General features: G+C 33.1%; 12 protein-coding genes. 11 read left to right on the forward strand and 1 reads right to left on the reverse strand.

Annotated features, from left to right (window positions below):
• Positions 1 to 16 precede the first annotated feature (16 nt).
• From LSO06_RS04150 to LSO06_RS04160, 3 genes are read left to right on the forward strand one after another with little or no spacing between them, the layout of a single operon-like run.
• Complete coding sequence (locus LSO06_RS04150) at positions 17 to 4,408, forward strand: translocation/assembly module TamB domain-containing protein (protein WP_231760776.1); 4,392 nt, start codon at positions 17 to 19, stop codon at positions 4,406 to 4,408.
• A 17-nt stretch (positions 4,409 to 4,425) separates the two neighbouring features.
• Entirely contained in the window at positions 4,426 to 6,885 is a 2,460-nt protein-coding gene (gene bamA / locus LSO06_RS04155) for an outer membrane protein assembly factor BamA (RefSeq protein WP_231760777.1), read from the forward strand.
• A 32-nt stretch (positions 6,886 to 6,917) separates the two neighbouring features.
• A complete protein-coding gene (locus tag LSO06_RS04160) occupies positions 6,918 to 7,436 on the forward strand; it encodes an OmpH/Skp family outer membrane protein (RefSeq protein WP_231760778.1) in 519 nt (172 codons plus the stop codon).
• Between the two features lie 20 nt (positions 7,437 to 7,456).
• On the opposite strand, the gene LSO06_RS04165 is transcribed toward LSO06_RS04160, so the two are convergent.
• Positions 7,457 to 7,966: an STAS domain-containing protein gene (locus LSO06_RS04165; protein WP_231760779.1), complete on the reverse strand. Its 510-nt coding sequence runs from the start codon at positions 7,964 to 7,966 to the stop codon at positions 7,457 to 7,459.
• A 71-nt stretch (positions 7,967 to 8,037) separates the two neighbouring features.
• Here LSO06_RS04165 and mutS point away from each other — a divergent pair, with 71 nt between their 5' ends.
• From mutS to rpsO, 8 genes are all read left to right on the forward strand, one after another.
• A complete protein-coding gene (mutS, locus tag LSO06_RS04170) occupies positions 8,038 to 10,611 on the forward strand; it encodes a DNA mismatch repair protein MutS (RefSeq protein ID WP_231760780.1) in 2,574 nt (857 codons plus the stop codon).
• Positions 10,612 to 10,617: 6 nt separating this feature from the next.
• A complete protein-coding gene (locus LSO06_RS04175) occupies positions 10,618 to 11,217 on the forward strand; it encodes a type I phosphoribosyltransferase (protein ID WP_231760903.1) in 600 nt (199 codons plus the stop codon).
• Between the two features lie 114 nt (positions 11,218 to 11,331).
• On the forward strand, positions 11,332 to 11,763 hold the full coding sequence (rimP, locus tag LSO06_RS04180) for a ribosome maturation factor RimP (protein WP_231760781.1): 432 nt from the start codon (positions 11,332 to 11,334) through the stop codon (positions 11,761 to 11,763).
• A 13-nt stretch (positions 11,764 to 11,776) separates the two neighbouring features.
• A complete protein-coding gene (gene nusA / locus LSO06_RS04185; RefSeq protein WP_231760782.1) occupies positions 11,777 to 13,222 on the forward strand; it encodes a transcription termination factor NusA in 1,446 nt (481 codons plus the stop codon).
• 4 nt (positions 13,223 to 13,226) lie between these two features.
• Positions 13,227 to 15,581 (forward strand): translation initiation factor IF-2, encoded by a 2,355-nt coding sequence (infB, locus tag LSO06_RS04190; protein WP_231760783.1) that lies wholly within the window; start codon positions 13,227 to 13,229, stop codon positions 15,579 to 15,581.
• A 20-nt stretch (positions 15,582 to 15,601) separates the two neighbouring features.
• Positions 15,602 to 15,961, forward strand: coding sequence for a 30S ribosome-binding factor RbfA (gene rbfA, locus LSO06_RS04195; RefSeq protein WP_231760784.1), 360 nt, complete (start codon positions 15,602 to 15,604; stop codon positions 15,959 to 15,961).
• Between the two features lie 8 nt (positions 15,962 to 15,969).
• Complete coding sequence (truB, locus tag LSO06_RS04200; RefSeq protein ID WP_231760785.1) at positions 15,970 to 16,815, forward strand: tRNA pseudouridine(55) synthase TruB; 846 nt, start codon at positions 15,970 to 15,972, stop codon at positions 16,813 to 16,815.
• Positions 16,816 to 16,933: 118 nt separating this feature from the next.
• Complete coding sequence (rpsO, locus tag LSO06_RS04205) at positions 16,934 to 17,200, forward strand: 30S ribosomal protein S15 (protein WP_231760786.1); 267 nt, start codon at positions 16,934 to 16,936, stop codon at positions 17,198 to 17,200.
• Positions 17,201 to 17,210 lie beyond the last annotated feature (10 nt).

Here is a 17,210-nt window from a genome sequence, read left to right on the forward strand (position 1 = left end):
TATACACTATAAACATATGAATTTATTTTTTGTAAGAAGTAGGGTTCCTTTAACGTTTTTTTGCTCAGTTTTGGCTTTTATATCCATTCTTGTAGTTTTTGTTTTATTTATTCAGGTGCAAGTTTATTCTGCAAGATATTTAGTCATAGGCTATCTTGAATCGAAAACGGGATTTAAAATAAAATACGAGCGAATTGCACCATATTTTTTCTCTTCAATAAAGATAGATAACCTGGAATTGAGTTTAAATGACCAAGAAAAAGTATTGATGAGTACGGTTAAGATAAATTTGGACTTGTTTAAACTCCTATTAGGAGATAAAAACATTATTTTAAATATTTTTGTGCAAGGTAGTACTCTAAATTTTGATTTAAATGATTTAAATCTTTTACAATCCCTAAGTTCAAGTTCTGACAAGTTTGAACTAGGTGATGATAAATTCAATAACCACGCAATCATCGGTAAAATGTCTGATTATCTGGACAAGCTTCATATTAATTTGGAAGATATCAGTATCAATCTTAAATTGGGCCCAGGTAATTTGTTAGAATTTAAGGTCAAGAATTTTGGATTGAAAACCATCGATGATGATTTTTTATTTAGCTCTATTGTTGATTTTAGTTCTTCTGCAGATTTTAAGAAAGATGTTAGCAATAAAAACTCTTTGGATTCAACATTTTATTTTGAAGGTAAATTTAAAAAGGGGCTTGAAGATGGGTATGTCAATGTCAGTTTTTTGGAATTCAATGCAGGTTATTTTTCTCTACTTGAGCAGGGTTTTCAAATAAATTATTCGAAGGGAAATCTTGAAGTTTTTAATCTCAGAAGAGAAAATTTGGATTTTAATTTAAGCTATGATGTTAATAAAAATTTTTTAAGATTGGATGCTCTATTCTTTGATATCAATCTTTTAAACTGGATAAGACTTAATGAAGATTTTAATGTTTATAAAGATTATTTCGACATAGCTCTAAATGGACAATTGGCATTTTCTTACGATTTTCAAGATGAAGATTTAAGATATTCGTTTTTGCTAAATTCATCCTCAAAAGACAGCACAATAAACAAAGAGATCCAAGGAATAAGGGTACAACTTAAAGGTAATAATAAAATTGCTAAAATACAGAATGTTTTCTTAAAGCTTAAGAGAGGGTTTATTAATTATAAGGGCTACTATTCGCTAGAGGATTTATTGCCGATAGGAAGGCTTGATTTTAGGTCTGCAAGAGTACTAAATTTTAGAGATATTAATGGATATTTGGATTTTAGTAAAGAGAATAGAAATTTTTTGGTAAAGTCTGATAATTTTAAAATTGGTAGACTTGAAGTTCAAAACTTAAGCTTTAAAACGAGTTTCTCTGAAGATAAAACTTATGTTAATTATTTACTGAATTTTAAAAATAACAAATCTATGGTTCTGCTAAAAGGAGATTTTGATAAAGAAAATTTTAGATTTAATTTGGGTATTAAAGAATTTCCTTTGCTTTTCCTAAATGACGTCCTTCCAGAATCTGTGGTTACTAAATTTATTCCCGAGCACTTATTATCGGGTAAGTATTTTAACTTAACTTCAGATTTTTATTTAAACACCCTGAGTTATGATAAGTCTAGACTGAATGGTCTTAATTTTTCTATAGCTTCAAAATTGGATGATTTTAATTTGATGTTTGATGCTAGTGGGGAGAAGGGTGTTTATAAGATAAGGAACTTTACCTACAAGAGTGGCGATTATAGTATAAATTCTGTTTTTTTAATACATTTGCTTGACGACAGATTAAGGCTCACTACGGATTTTAGTTATTTGAACAAGAGTTATCCTTTGTATCTCGAATTTAATTTTAAAGATAAGAATGTTAATCTTGAATTTTCGTCTAAGGCGAAGGCCAATTTAAATTATGCTAATTCAATGATAACTTATTCTTTAAATATTGATGATTTTCGTTTCCATAATAAAAACTTTGATGTTTTATTAAATATTAATTCTTATGGTAATTATGAGAAAATCAACGATGATTTAAGTTTTGTAATCAATAAGTTTAGATTGGATAAGATTTCTAATAATCCGGCTTATAATCTTAATTTTAGCTTTAAGGGTTTATATAAGAATAAAGAGATTAATCTTTCAAATATTAGATTTGTAAATAAATACTCAAATTTACAAGGACAGGGGTATTTTAATTTAAGTAATAAGCTCGGCGGTGAGATAAACTTATTCTCAAACGTAAGCACGGAGCGTTATTTTTTAGGAATTAATTCTAATGAAGATGGTAATTATGTTTTGGGAAGATTTCAGGGGTTGGATTTTGATAATTTTAAGTTTCTATCTTTCTTGAATGGCAAAGCTAATGGTAATTTTATTCTTAATTTTAAAGAAAATGATTTGTTTAATTATTCCCTTAACGCATATCTTGAAACAGATGGAATGTCTTTAATAGGTATTCCTACGTATTTTTCTTTTAAGCTGGGATTAGTCGATAACAATCTTAATATCTATAACATAAAGGCAATGCAGGACAAAAGAGAGATTCTTGCGGGTAGTTTTAGATATGATATTAAAAATTCTATCGGAGTTTCTAATTTAAATATTGATAGTGATCTTTTCTCTTCAAGAATTGACGCAAGTTTTCAAAAGTTTGAAAATAAGGAAAAGGAAGATCTTGGTATTTTAAAGCGAGAAACTGAAGGAGAAGTTTCCTTCAGAGATTTAAGATATAAGGACAATAATCTTTCCAATCTTACGATTGAATTTAGAGATAATCCTGAAAAATTTAGTGCTTTATCAATTGAATATGATCTTATTAATGTTTTGTATGAATATGCTGATGGTAATTTTAATATTAAGATTGGTGATTATCTGCCTCTCAGTTTTGATGCATCGGGTAAAATTTTGAAGAATGAAATTAACGGGATTATTCAGGATATTAAATTTAATTCAGAGTTAATTACAAAAGATTTTCTAAATTCAGAAGCTCTTTTTAATATTGAGGAACATTTTGTTTTGCATGATATCAAGTTAGGGGGTGAGTTGAGTATTGATGGTGATTTGTATAACCCAAATCTTAATGGAGAGATTAATATATTGAGTGGGTCAATTAGTACTGAATATCTGAAATCCTCTAGACAGCATGGGAAGAGTAGAATTTTGGAATTAGTTAATGTACCTGTCCTGATTCAAGATAATAAGCTTATTTTAGATAATAGCTTTAATTTAGGCTATTATTCAGATCTTAACGTTTCTGCTAGTCTTAATCTTAATTTTTTAAGTGATACTATTGTCGATTATTACAAGGTAGATATTGATGTTCCTAGTGATTCTGGAGTCCCTATTAAATTTGACAAAGTAACTATAAATTTTATTGGCTATGCCTCGGGCAATTTTTTTATTGAAGGTAATGCCGAAGAGATTGTGTTTAGCGGAGATTTAAATATTGCAAACTCTTGGGTTTACTTGCTTGAGAATTCGATTTTTGATTTTTTAATGAATCCTTTTAAGAGAAAGAAAGGCTCTAAAACGGAGGACATTAATTCTGAAGATTTTGCTATTGTTACAGATCTTAAGATCAATTTTGACAGCAATGTTGCTTTTCATTGGCCAGATAACAAGATTTCGTTTTTAAATGTCACTGTCGCTAAAGGAAATGAATTAATCATTAAGTCTGACACTAGAACAGATGATTTCATACTTAAGGGAGATTTAAATATAGCAAGCGGGTCTGTTAATTATAATAACAAGAAATTTGTGTTTAAAGGAGGTTCATATATCTCTTTTAATGAAAATAAGGCCAAATTTGATCCATGGGTAAGAATTGAAGCGACAAACACAATTAAGGATGGCAGTGAAAAATTGCTTGTGACTATGGGTATGGATGGTCCTTTAAGTTTGTGGGATTTTAGATTTGTATCCTATCCCGTTCGAACCGAACAAGAGATAAAATATCTTTTGTCAAGTTCAATAATTGGAAGTGAACATGGATTGCGGTCTGCGGGCACCAATACGGCCGAGATTGCAATCGGATTGGCTAATGATATTCTTGTGGATTTGGTAGTACAGCCTATTGAAGATTATGCTCGTTCTGTATTAAAATTAGACCTGTTGAGTATAAAGACGGATATATTGAGGAATGTTATTGGTATATCGGGGAATCCAACTTTTGCGAGCTTTCTTGATAATACAAGCGTTGAGGTGGGTAAATATTTCTCTAATGGTGTTTTTGGTAAGGCGGGTTTTGGGTTTTTAAAAGAGCAAACCACGCCTTTCTCTCAGAATTTGAACTTTAATGTCAATTTTGGTATTGAGCTTGATTCGCCGTTTTTCTTTGTTGATTATGTTTTTGATTATGATCTCACTAAAAATGGCCTACACGGTATAGGAAATAACATATCTATTTCTTGGAAATTTAAGTATTGAGTGCTGAGGGGTTTTGGATGAGGTCTTTTAAGTTTTTAGTTTTTGTGTTTTTTTTTGTGTTTTCAATTAATCTGGGTTATTCTCAGGTTAATTACGAGGGGAAGACGATAAAAAGTATTGATTTTGACGGACTTAAAAATATAAATAAAAGGAACCTTGCCTTTATTTTAAATTCTTACCTAGGACAAGTTTATTCTAATGAAGTTTTTGACAGATTACAAGTTGATCTATATGCTCTTGATTATTTTGATGGGCTTATTAGGCCCGAGTTTAAAGTAGAGGACGATAAGCTTCTTATTACATTTTTTGTAAAAGAAAAATCTCTAGTAAAGACTATTTCTTTTGTTGATAATAGTAAAGTTTTTTGGAATAGTGAGCTGCGTGATAAGGCAAATATTAAGATAAATGAGTCTTTAAATCTTTCAAATGTTAAAAGAGGTGTTGTTCAGCTTGAAGAGATGTATAGAGAAGCTGGATATCTTGATGTTTCCGTTAAATATGAGACTAAGGAAGAGAACAATCTAGTAGATATTGTGTTTGAAATAAACGCAGGACCTAAATATGTTGTTAAAGAGGTTGCTTTTGAGGGAAATTTAAACTTCAAGGGCAGCACGCTCAGGAAATATTTAGCATCAAGAACAGCGTCTTTATTTTCTGATGGAAAGTATTTAAGGTCAAATGTTGATAAGGACAAGATTCAGCTTGAGTCTTTTTATAAGAATAGTGGATATATTAATGTTAAGGTTGTAAACAGCACTGTGGATATACGAGAGCCTAGTGATCCTGATAGACCGGAAAAGGAAGTTTTTTTGAAATACTTTATTTCAGAGGGTGACGTTTTTAAATTTGGCAAACTTGAGATTTCTGGCAATTTGGTTTTCAGCTTAGAAGAGCTGCAGGCTTTAGTCACCCTTAAGGAAGGGGACATTTTCAATGATTCAAAATTTGAGCAGGATTTTTCAAAAATTCGAGAAAAATATTACGCGGATGGATATATATTTACAGAAATTGTGCCTTCTAGGGCAATGAGAGGGGAATTTGTAGATTATTTAATTAAGATAGTAGAAAAAGACAAGGCCCATATTGAGTCTATTACTGTTTCGGGTAATAAGAAAACAGCTTCTCATGTAATACTTAGAGAAATACCTTTAATGGAGGGTGATGTTTTTAGTTTGGAAAAATTTAGAATGGGCATGTTTAACTTGCAAAGACTTGGTTATTTTGGAAATGTTGTTCCTGATATTGCACAGAGTAATATTGATGGTTTGATGAAGATAAATTTTTCCGTTGAGGAGAGAGAAACGGCAAGCTTTAGGTTTGGTATGAATTTTGGTGGATTTAGTAATTCTTGGTTTCCGTTTTCGTTGTTTGGGCAATGGGAACAATCTAATTTTTTAGGGGAAGGATATTCTTTATCTACAAAACTTAATCTTGCTTTCTCAGAACAGAGTTTGAGGCTGTCATTTGAAGATTATTGGTTTATGCAGACTAGATGGACTGTGGGAGGATTTCTTGATTTTTCTCATTCTATAAATACGGCCTATCAGGATATTAATGGTCCTATTTTTACAGGCAAAAAGGAAGTACCAGATCCTTTTGAAAGTTGGGAAGAGTATCATAATGCGAAGAATTTTTCAGACTTTAATACTATGAATTATTCTTTGATTAAATTGAGTTTAGCTTTTGTTACTGGATATACTTTTTCTAATTACCTTGGGAAGCAAACATTTACTGGGACTGTGCAATCTGCTCTTAAATATGTGCATTATGACAATAGTGTTAATAGACCTTCAAGCTATTATTTAAGAGATAACTATCATACTATTAGGTTTGAGAATTCTCTTGGTTTAGGTGTAGCGTGGGATACAAGAAACTCTCAATCTTTATCTAATAATGGGTTTTTGCTTAAGCAGCATTTTGATTTTTTTGGTGGGTTTTTATTTGGCCAGAGCCATTTTACCAAAGCTACTACTACCTTTGAAAGGTATATTTCTCTTTTAGGATATCAAGATGTTTTTACTCCCTTTTTTGACTTAATCTTGACTCTAAGAAGTGTTTATACGAATATTTTACCGCCTCTTGGAAACAGTTTTGAAGTGGAGATACAGCCACATCATTTCATAACTATTAGTGAAAACTTTATGATAGCTAGAGGATGGGGAACTTTAAAAAATATTTATAGTTCATTTGTTAATACTATTCAATTATCAATGCCCTTGATTAAAAATATTTTAGTTTGGGATGCTTTGTTCCTAGATATAGCGGCTTATTCTTTGGAAGAGAAAGAAAATGCTTTATTTGTTCCATTTGGTAGTTTTATGTTTAGTTGGGGATTTGGAGTTAGAAGTTTATTGCCACAGTTGCCCTTATCTTTAGTTGTAGCCTACCCGTTTTATTTTGATAATACGGGAGTTAATAAGCATTACAATTACTATGCAGGGTTTAAATTTTTCTTAGCAATTGATATGAGATATTGATACAATTGTTTTTGTCTTTATAAGGGGAAGATATGTCTTTGATGGTTCTTTTGATGGTGTATTTATTTCAATTGAATATTTTTGCGATAGATGTTACAAAGGTGGGGGTTGTGGATTTTGAGAGGATCATAATTGAATTTTTAAACCCACAGTTAAAATCTAATCTTGAGCAATTGAGGAAACATTATCAAGAAAAAATAGATGTTTTAAATGCTGAGATTAAAGATTTAAGGAGAATGTATGATGGAGCTGTTAGTGCTCATGATTTAGATAGTGCAAGGACTTATGGGAATCAATATAATTTAAAGATAGATGAACTTAAAAAGCTTACAACTTTAGCAAAAAGTAATCTTGACCAGCAAAAACAGATTAATATAAACAGCATAAATAGCGATGGGGTACTGTGGAGTAAGATACTCAACGGTGTTCAGTATGTTGCGGAGACTAATGGTGTTTCTTTGGTTATGAAAAAGGACAGTCCTTACATACTTTATTATAACAGCACCGTCGATATGACAGAAGATGTGATCAAACATTTAAACAAACAATAAAAAGTGTCCCTTATTAAGGTTTAACGGTTATGACTTTCCTTTTTTAGTCTTTTAAGCAAACCGCAAAATTCTTTTTTGTTGGCTTTATTGATATTTGACAGTAGGACATGTGATTTTAATATTGATTTTAATATTTGATTTTTCTCTTCGCTATAACAAAAAAATTCTTTCATCTTGCTTTTTTTCAAGTTCTCTTCTCTATTTTCTATCTTTAATACCTTTTCAAGGCCAAGAGATTCTAAATTCTTAAGAACTTCTTTGCTAGGATTTATAACCTTAAAATTTTTTCCCAATTTATTGCTCTTGTTCTTAACATGAACCAAAGTTCCCATAAAAGTCGAGTCTAAATACTGTGTCTCCGACAAATCCAGATACAGTGTCCAGATCCCGCTATTGTTCAGCAACACATCTTCAACTAACGACTTAAAGCCGACCCCATGCAACGCAGTAAATCTATTAATCAACTTTATAAAAACAGAGGAATCCTCGAGCAAATAAAAAACACCACTCTCGAGAGTATTTTCTTTCATATTTCATTCTTCTTCACCGACAAGTATATTGTAAAGTTTCAATAATATCAATTATAATTCAACATTGTTTTATGGAAAAAAATGTCACACCAATGATGAGGCAGTATTTAAGAATTAAGAATAACTATAAAGATGCTATTGTGTTCTTTAGAGTAGGAAGTTTCTATGAGATGTTCTTCAATGATGCTCTTGAGGGAAGTAAGCTTTTGGGCTTGACTTTGACCAAGCGAGAGGGTGTTCCTATGTGTGGAGTACCTTGCCAGTCTAGTAAGGAGTATGTAAAAAAATTAATTTTACTAGATAAAAAGGTTGCAATCTGTGAGCAAGGGTTACAATCGGATGCTAAGGGGCCTTTGGAGAGAGAAGTTGTTGAGGTTATAAGCCCTGGGGTTGTTATTGATGAGGATTTTTTAGAAGATGATGTTAATAATTATTTGATTGCCATTAGTGATTATAAAGGATATTGTTCGTTTTCATATATAGAATTATCAACGTCTAGGCTTGGGATAATTCTTTATGAGGGTAGTTTTTTGGAAAAACTAAGGCGGGATATTGAGAAATATTTTCCAAAAGAAATAATAGTGTCAGAAAGTTTTTACTATAAATATTTAGACAAACTTGTTCTTGATCGGTTTTTGGTAAATAAGGTTCCCGATTGGCATTTGGATAAAGAAATTGCAATAAAATCATTAAAGGAACATTTTGGTATGGTTAGCCTGGGCTCGCTTGGATTTAAAGAGGAAGAGCCTTATTATATTTCATCTTTTTTAATAATAGATTATGTAAAAAACAATTTAAAGAATTTATTGAGTAATATCGGCACGATTCATATTAATAACGACTCTGCTTATATGTTTCTTGATGATGTTACTCAAATAAATCTTGAACTTGTTAAAAATAACAATGATCTGACTTCTAATTATTCCCTTTATTCAGTTTTAAATGATTGTAAAACGCCGATGGGCAAGAGGCTTTTAAGAGAATACATATTAAATCCACTTCTAGATATTTCTGAGATTAATGGCAGATTAGATCATGTAGAGTTTTTAAACAGTAATGTTAATCTGACCATGAAATTAAGAGATATTCTCAGTAACGTTTGGGATGTTGAGAGAGTAATCTCAAGAATTCAAATGAGAAGATATGCAAAAAAAGATTTTTTGTTTATCAGAGAGGCTTTAATAGCATTTTTTTTAATAAAGAGACTATTTAACGAACACTCTTTTGGATATTGGATATTTGACGCTAATGATGAAGACAATATAAGAGGGATTTATTCTTTGATCAATGGCTCAATTTCAAGAGAACAAGATGAAATTATAAAACAGGGATATAATCCTAAGATTGATCGCTTAAGAGAGATCAAAAATAATGCAAGTAAATATGTTGATGATTACCTTAATTTTGAGAGAAATTTTAGTAGGATCAACAGCCTTAAAATAAGAAAAACTAATGCTCGAGGTTTATTTTTTGAAGTTACGAAGAGTTACTATGGACAAGTGCCTTCTCATTTTATCGAAAGTCAAGCTCTAAATACTGCGAAAAGATACAAGACAAGCAAGCTTATTGAGCTTGAAAGGGATATTAATGATGCTGAAGATAATTTATCGGCCCTTGAACAAGAAATATTTGATGGGATAGCTTTAAGGATAGCTAAACACAATGCAGTGATTAAGAAAGTTTCTGAATTTTGTGCATATAGTGATGTAGTTTCTAATTTCGCCTATTTGGCTAGAAAGAATGAATATGTGAGGCCCACACTGACTGATCATAAAGAAATTATGCTTGAGGGCGCAAGGCATCCTGTTGTTGAACATTATATGAGAGGCGTAGAAGCTTTTACTAAGAATTCCGTAAAGATTGATAATGAGAAATATTTTTGCCTAATTACTGGACCTAATATGGCGGGCAAGTCAACTTATTTGAGACAAACTGCTTTAGTCGTTTTAATGGGACATATTGGATCTTTTGTGCCTGCCTCCAAAGCTACGATAGGAATCACAGATAAGATTTTTTGTAGAATAGGTGCAAGTGATAATATCTCGAAGGGAGAGTCCACTTTTTTGGTTGAAATGAACGAAACAGCTAATATTTTAAGAAATGCAACCCCTAACAGTTTAATAATTATGGATGAGGTAGGAAGAGGTACTAGTACCAATGATGGACTTGCTATTGCATGTTCCATTGTTGAATACATTTTAGGATCTATTAAGTCTAGAAGTTTGTTTGCAACTCATTTTCATGAGCTTTCAGCTATTAAACATGAAGCCTTTGTTAATCTGTCAATGAAGATAGAGAAGCAAGGGAATGAACTTATTTTTTTAAGGGAGGTTGAGGAAAAACCATCGCTTAATTCTTATGGAATTTATGTTGCTCGAATAGCTGGTATACCTTTAAAAGTTATTGAGAGAGCGAACGTTATTCTTAAAAGTTTGACAAGTAGGGAAAGGGTTTGCATATCGGAGCTTCTATCTTTAGCCACTTCCGTTGATGAAGCAGAGATGGAGAAAGATTTAAGTTATGAGTCTGAGATCAATGCTTATTTGGAAATTAAGGAATTAATTTCCAAGGTAGATATCAATAGTACTACGCCCTATCAAGCAATGGATTTACTTAATCAGATAATTTTAAAGATTGGGAATTAGATGTCATTGTGTGGAATTAGTGTTTTAAGGAGTATATTTCTTCCTTTTTGTGTTTGTTGTCACAGTGATTATGTTTGCTCTCATGCACTCTGTAAGCGTTGCCTTGGGTTTTTGGATTTTAAGATTAAATTCAGGGATGGCATTTTGTATTTTTTCGAATACAGGGATGAATATAAGAAAATTGTCCTTTCTTACAAGAAAGATGGGCAGAAGGCACTTGGGCAATTTTTTACAGATGGAATTTTTAAATTTTTAGTTGGCATTGATTTTGACATGGTGGTTAGTGTTCCTTGCAGTATTAAAAGAAAAATTTTTTACGGATTTGATCACATGGAATATATTGGAAATTTACTAATGAAAAATGGAATAAATTATGCTAACATCTTGAAGCGAGGGTGGGGCGAGAGTCAAAAGGTTTTGCGTGGGAGATTAAGGCTTGATAATTTAGAAAATAAAATAAAATTAAGGTATGACACTGTTAGGGATAAGAAAATTGTGCTCATTGATGATATTGTTACGACGGGCGCATCTATGTCTTTTTGTGAAGATATATTGGTAAAGAATGGAGCTTTGAATGTAGTCAAGATGTCAATCTCTAAAGTTTAGTTTTAAAAATTTAGAGATTGACATTTATTTTCATTGATGATACCCTTGTCCTGTATGAGTTGTTTTATTTAATAAGGTTCTTTTGGAGGAGCCTTTTATTTTTTAGGGATGTAGTTGAGTAGAAGTTTTGAAGAAAATGAAGTTTACGATTTAATAAAGGGTATAACGGATCGGTTAGGGATTGAAATTTTAGAAATTAATACTTTTAAGAAAAGAGGTCAGGGCAGGGTTCAGGTTGTTCTTTATGGGCGGGGCGATTTTGGAGTTGATAAGCTTTGTGACTTACATAAGATGGTTTTGTTAAGTTTGGAGACGGTTCTTAAATATGATTTTAGCTTAGAGTTGTCTACGCCCGGGGTGAATAGAAAAATTAAGAACAGGAGGGAGTTTAAAATTTTTGAGGGTAAAAGGATTAAGTTGATGTTGGGTAATGAGTTTGAGGAAGGGTTTATTTTGAAGGCCGAGGAAGATAGTTTTGTTTTTAAAACAGGTAGTGGAGAGGTAAAAATTCTTTATAGCGACGTAAGGAAGGCTAGATTATTATAAAGGAGTCTTGGAGATGATAAAGGGCACTGGCCAAATGATATGTAATATTGCGAATGAGAGGGGGATGAGTGTGGACGCTATCCAGAAGACTGTTAAAGAGTCTATAGTGATAGCTTACAAGAAATACTTTGGAACGAGTGAAAACGCTTTAATTAAGTTTGACGAGGACACAGGGGATTTGGTGGTATATTCAAAGAAGAAGATTGTAGAAGAAGTTAAGGACGCTACGCTTGAGATACTGGAAGATGATGCTAGGGAATTTAAGTTAATAGAGGATGGGTATGCTTATATTGAGATTGATCCTAAGATTTTCGACAGACTTTCAATTCAAGTTGCTAAGCAGAGGACCAAAAGTGATTTGCAGGGAATTGAAGATAATGAACTTTATTTAGAGTTTAAAAACAAATTAAATAAAATTATTATTGGTTATGTGCAGCAGAATAGAAATGGAGACCTTTATGTTAATCTTGGTAGTACAGATGGTGTTATGCCTAAAAAGTATCAATCTCCAAGGGAGGTTTATGGACTTAATGAGAAAATTCGAGTTCTTGTTCATAGTGTAAAGAGGGGCAGGAACGGGATAGAAGTGGTTTTATCAAGAACTCATCCTAAATTTATTGAGGAGCTTCTTACTCTTGAAATTCCTGAGATTGAGGAAGGTGTTATTAAGATTCATAAGATAGTCAGGGACCCAGGCTATAGAACCAAGATTGCTGTTTATACAGAGAAAGAGGAGATCGATCCTGTGGGGCCTTGTATTGGCCAGAAGGGTGTAAGGATTCAGTCGATAATTAAAGAGCTGGAGGGCGAAAAGATAGATGTTATACCTTATTCCAGGGATGTTAAAGAATTTATCAGAGATGCTTTAACCCCTGCAAAAGTGGATAATGTATATCTTCTTGATGAAGATTTGCATAAGGCTTTGGTAGTTGTTAGTGATGATCAGTTGTCTCTTGCGATAGGTAAGATGGGTCAGAATGTTAGACTTGCAAATAGGTTGCTTGATTGGGCAATCGATGTTAAGACTGGTAGTCAGTTTGCAGAAATGAAGGAAAGTGGAGAGTTTAAGAAAGAGACTTTTGAGATGTTTGACAAGATTATTCAAGAGACTACTCAGGAAGATGAATTTGAGGAGATAAATAGAATAAGTGAGCTTAAGATTCTTGATGTTGATGCTGTTTCTAGGGTAATTGAGGCAGGACTTGATGGAATTGATGACTTTTTGGGGGCTAGTGAGGAAAAGCTTTTAAGTCTTGGGATAAGTTATGAGAAGCAAGATGAAATAAACAAGATATTAAATGAGGGAATGGTAATAATTTCTAACGATGGTGAGTCTATTGAGCGAATAAAAGGGGAAGAGGAATTACTTTGTCCTGAATGCGGTACTGTTATTAATGAAAATATGACTTTTTGTCCAGGTTGTAAGATAGGGCTCAGTTTTGAGTTTGAAGAGGAGTAATAGTTTGTCAGAAAATATTGATGATCAAGAAGATGAGAAAAAGATTAAAGTTGTTAAGTTGCGTAAGAAGGTAGTGAAGGTTGTAACTCGCATGGACAGGGGTAGAGCTCTAGATTCAAATGAATCTAGAGCTGGATTTGCAAGTTCTTTAAGTTCATATAGAAAGCAGGAGCCTGGAAGGAATTATACGCATAATAGGGATTCTAGCGGTGGGGGTCAGACTTACGGTAGCAACAATATGAGAGGGGATAGAACTTCTAATGTGAGGGGGACATTTAACAGGGATAATTTGGGGGGGCAGCAGCAAGGAGGTAGGGGGAGATACCCTGGAAGGAATTATACGCATAATAGGGATACTAGTGGTGGGGGTCAGTCTCAGACTTTCAGACGAGTAATAAGAACCAAGGCTGCACCTAGTGCGCCGGCCCCTGTCGATTCTGATAATAAGGGAATTAATAGAAAGCTTGGGGAGAAAAAGAAGCAACAACAGGAAAGTCAAAAGAGCTATAAGAGAAAGAAGGAAGAAACTGAGATTAAGACAATAGAACAAAAAGTCTTTGAACAGCTTCAGAAGAAAAAGAAAGAAAATTTGGCAAATCCAATTCCTAAATCAATTGATATTATGGGGACTATTACCGTGGCAGAGCTTGCAAAGAAGATGAATTTGAAATCTTCAGATTTAATTACTAAATTGATGTCTTTAGGTGTAATGGCAACTATTAATGAGAAGCTCGATTCTGATACGGCTACCATTTTGGTTCAAGAATATGGGGCCAGGGTTAATGTGGTGTCAATTTATGATGAGACAGTTATAGAGGTAGAGAAAGAAGACGAGAGCCAGAGAGTCGAAAAACCACCCGTTATTACCATAATGGGGCATGTTGATCATGGAAAGACTAGGCTTTTATCTGTTTTGCAAAATATTGACATAAATCGAACGGAAGCTGGGGGGATTACCCAGCATATTGGTGCTTACACTATTAGTTATAATAAACATGAAATAACATTTTTGGATACACCAGGACATGAGGCCTTTACTATGATGAGGAGTAGGGGGGCTCGGGTTACAGACATTGTGGTTCTTGTTGTCTCATCGGTGGATGGTGTGATGCCTCAGACGGTTGAGGCTATTAACCATGCGAAGGAAGCAAAGGTACCTATTATAGTTGCTATTAATAAAATAGATTTACCAGAAGCTAATTTGGATAGGGTTAAGCACCAACTTTCTGAATATGAACTTGTTCCTGAGGAATGGGGAGGAAATACGATTTTTGTTTCAATTTCAGCTCTTAAGAATATTGGTATTTCAGAACTCCTTGATATGATCATTTTGCAGGCTGAAGTAATGGCTTTGAAGGCGAATCCGAATAAGAGGGCTATTGGTAGGATACTTGATGCTAGGGTTGATTTGGGACGTGGGATAATTTGTTCTGTGATTATCGAAGATGGAACGCTTTCTGTGGGTGATTCTTTTGTGGGTGGAATATATCACGGTAAGGTTAGAGCACTGATAAATGAGAGGGGCGTGTCTGTGAGGAGCATTGGACCTGCTAAAGCAATTAGTGTTTTGGGCTTCTCTTCTATTCCGCAGGCTGGAGATCCTTTTCAGGCAACAAAGACAGAGAAGGAAGCTAAGTTGATTAGCTCTAGAAGGCAGGATCTTAAGAAGTATGAAAATGCGCAAAATGTTAAGAAGATCACCATATCAAATCTTTATGATTCAATCAAAGAAGGAGAGTTGAAGGAGCTTAAGATAATTTTGAAGGCTGATGTTCAGGGTTCTGTTGAGGCTTTAAAGTATTCTCTTGAAAAGTTGACTAATGATGAACTTAGAGTAAGAGTTATTCATTCATCAGCAGGAGCAATAACGGAGACGGATATTAGTTTTGCAGCTGCAAGTGAGGCTATTATTATTGGTTTTCACGTAAGACCTACGGCAAAGGCTCAGATGTTAGCTGATCAAGAGAAGGTTGAAATTAGAAAATATAATATAATTTATGATGCGATAAATGATATTAAATCAGTTCTTGAAGGAATGCTTGAACCGGATATTGAGCAAAAGTTTATTGGATTTGCCGAGGTTAGGGCTGTTATTAGCGTTCCTAAAGTTGGTGTAGTTGCTGGTTGCTATGTGTCACAAGGATTGATAAGAAGAGATGCTGTTACTAATGTTATGAGAGAAGGATTTCAGATACATTCTGGTAAAATATCTTCACTTAAGAGATTTAAGGACGATGTTAAAGAAGTTAGTGCACAGTACGAGTGTGGGATCATGATTGATAATTACTCTAATATTAAGGAAGGAGATATTATTGAAGCATTTGAGATCAAGAAGGTAAAAAGACGCTTTGGGTCTTAGGTATTTGCTTTATTTTGAATATGGAAAAAGGAATAAGAAAGACAAGGCTTGAGAGTTTGTTAGGTCAGGAAATTGGTAATTTAATAGTAACTAAGGGTATAAAGGATCCTAGGGTGCATGAATTTCTGACTGTTGTGAGAGTTGAGGTTTCAGGTGATTTGATCAATGCCAAGGTATTTATTGGTTCTGTTAAGGAAGGTGCATCTCTTGATAATGCCATCAAGGCGTTGAATAACGCTAAGGGCTTTATCCAGGGAGAGATTATAAAGAGGATTAGGGTTAGAAATACTCCAAAATTAAATTTTTTCAGGGATGATACTATTGCTAGAGCTTTTTATGTTAATAAGGTAATTGATAATTTAAATATTGGTAAAGAATAATAGATTTAATGAATGGAATTGTTTTATTGAATAAGAGAAGTGGGTTGACTTCTTTTGAGGCACTGTCTCCCTTGAAGAAGTATTATGTTGGAAGTCGTATTGGGCATACAGGGACTCTTGATAAGTTTGCTAGTGGACTTTTGGTTGTTCTTGTTGGGAAATATACTAGTCTTTCAAGTTATATTACATCTTTGAATAAAGAATATGTGGCAGAATTTGAGTTTGGAATTGAAACGGATACCCTTGACCCTAACGGTAGTATAACAAACAGAATGGATTACATTCCAAGTTTGGAAGAATTAGATCTTGTACTTGAGTCTTTTGTGGGTGAGCTTTATCAAGTTCCTCCTAAATATTCTTCAGTGCATGTTAATGGAAGTAGAGCTTATAAGTTGGCTCTCAGAGGGGAGAATTTTGAACTTCAACCTAGAAAAGTTAATATCTATGACATACAAATCTTGGACTACAATATTGATTCTCGTGTTCTAAAGCTAAAAATAAAATGTTCTAAGGGAACGTATGTTAGAAGTATTGCAAGAGATTTGGCTTTGTCTTTGAACTCGTGTGCTTATGTTAAGAGCCTTGAAAGAGTATGCGTTGGAGATTTCAGATTGGATAATGCTTGCTTTTGTGAAAATCTAAATAATAATTCTTTAATGAGTTTAGAATCTTTAGGTCTTTTTGAAGTAGTTTATGTTGACTCTTACTTGGTTAAATCCGTTAAGAATGGTATTTATGTTAGTATTGTTATTAATTTGGATGAGTTTAAAATATTTAAGAGTAGGGATGAAGAAATTTTGGCGGTTATTCGCGGTGTTGGATTAAGTAAATACAAATATGTCATTATATTTTAAGTTTAATAAATTTTTATTTTTGTTATTTTGATGAAAAAATATTATAATTCAGTGTGAAGATTTTAATTATAGCAAGTGGTATTTTCGTACTTTGCTATGATGGTATTAGGAGTAGGTTGTGATTGATAAGGAACAGAGACAAAAGATAGTTTCAGAGTTTGGCAGAAGTGCGGATGATACGGGTTCTGTTGAGGTTCAGGTAGCTTTAATTACAAATAGAATAAAATATTTAACAGAGCATTTAAAAGTGAATAAGAAAGATTATAGCTCTAAGAGAGGCTTGTTGAAGTTGGTTGGACAGAGAAGGAGCTTGTTAAGGTACTATCAGGGTAAAAATTTGGAAGCTTACAGAACTTTAATAGCTAGACTTGGACTTAGGAAGTAATAAGGGGTTG

Source organism: Borrelia sp. RT5S (genome assembly GCF_021165755.1).
Classification (GTDB): Bacteria; Spirochaetota; Spirochaetia; order Borreliales; family Borreliaceae; genus Borrelia.

Coding starts and splice junctions, on each gene's coding strand:
- LSO06_RS04150 (WP_231760776.1), top strand. CDS start 17: ATGAATTTATTTTTTGTAAGAAGTAGGGTTCCTTTAACGTTTTTTTGC.
- bamA (WP_231760777.1), top strand. CDS start 4,426: ATGAGGTCTTTTAAGTTTTTAGTTTTTGTGTTTTTTTTTGTGTTTTCA.
- LSO06_RS04160 (WP_231760778.1), top strand. CDS start 6,918: ATGTCTTTGATGGTTCTTTTGATGGTGTATTTATTTCAATTGAATATT.
- LSO06_RS04165 (WP_231760779.1), bottom strand. CDS start 7,966: ATGAAAGAAAATACTCTCGAGAGTGGTGTTTTTTATTTGCTCGAGGAT.
- mutS (WP_231760780.1), top strand. CDS start 8,038: ATGGAAAAAAATGTCACACCAATGATGAGGCAGTATTTAAGAATTAAG.
- nusA (WP_231760782.1), top strand. CDS start 11,777: ATGATAAAGGGCACTGGCCAAATGATATGTAATATTGCGAATGAGAGG.
- rbfA (WP_231760784.1), top strand. CDS start 15,602: ATGGAAAAAGGAATAAGAAAGACAAGGCTTGAGAGTTTGTTAGGTCAG.
- truB (WP_231760785.1), top strand. CDS start 15,970: ATGAATGGAATTGTTTTATTGAATAAGAGAAGTGGGTTGACTTCTTTT.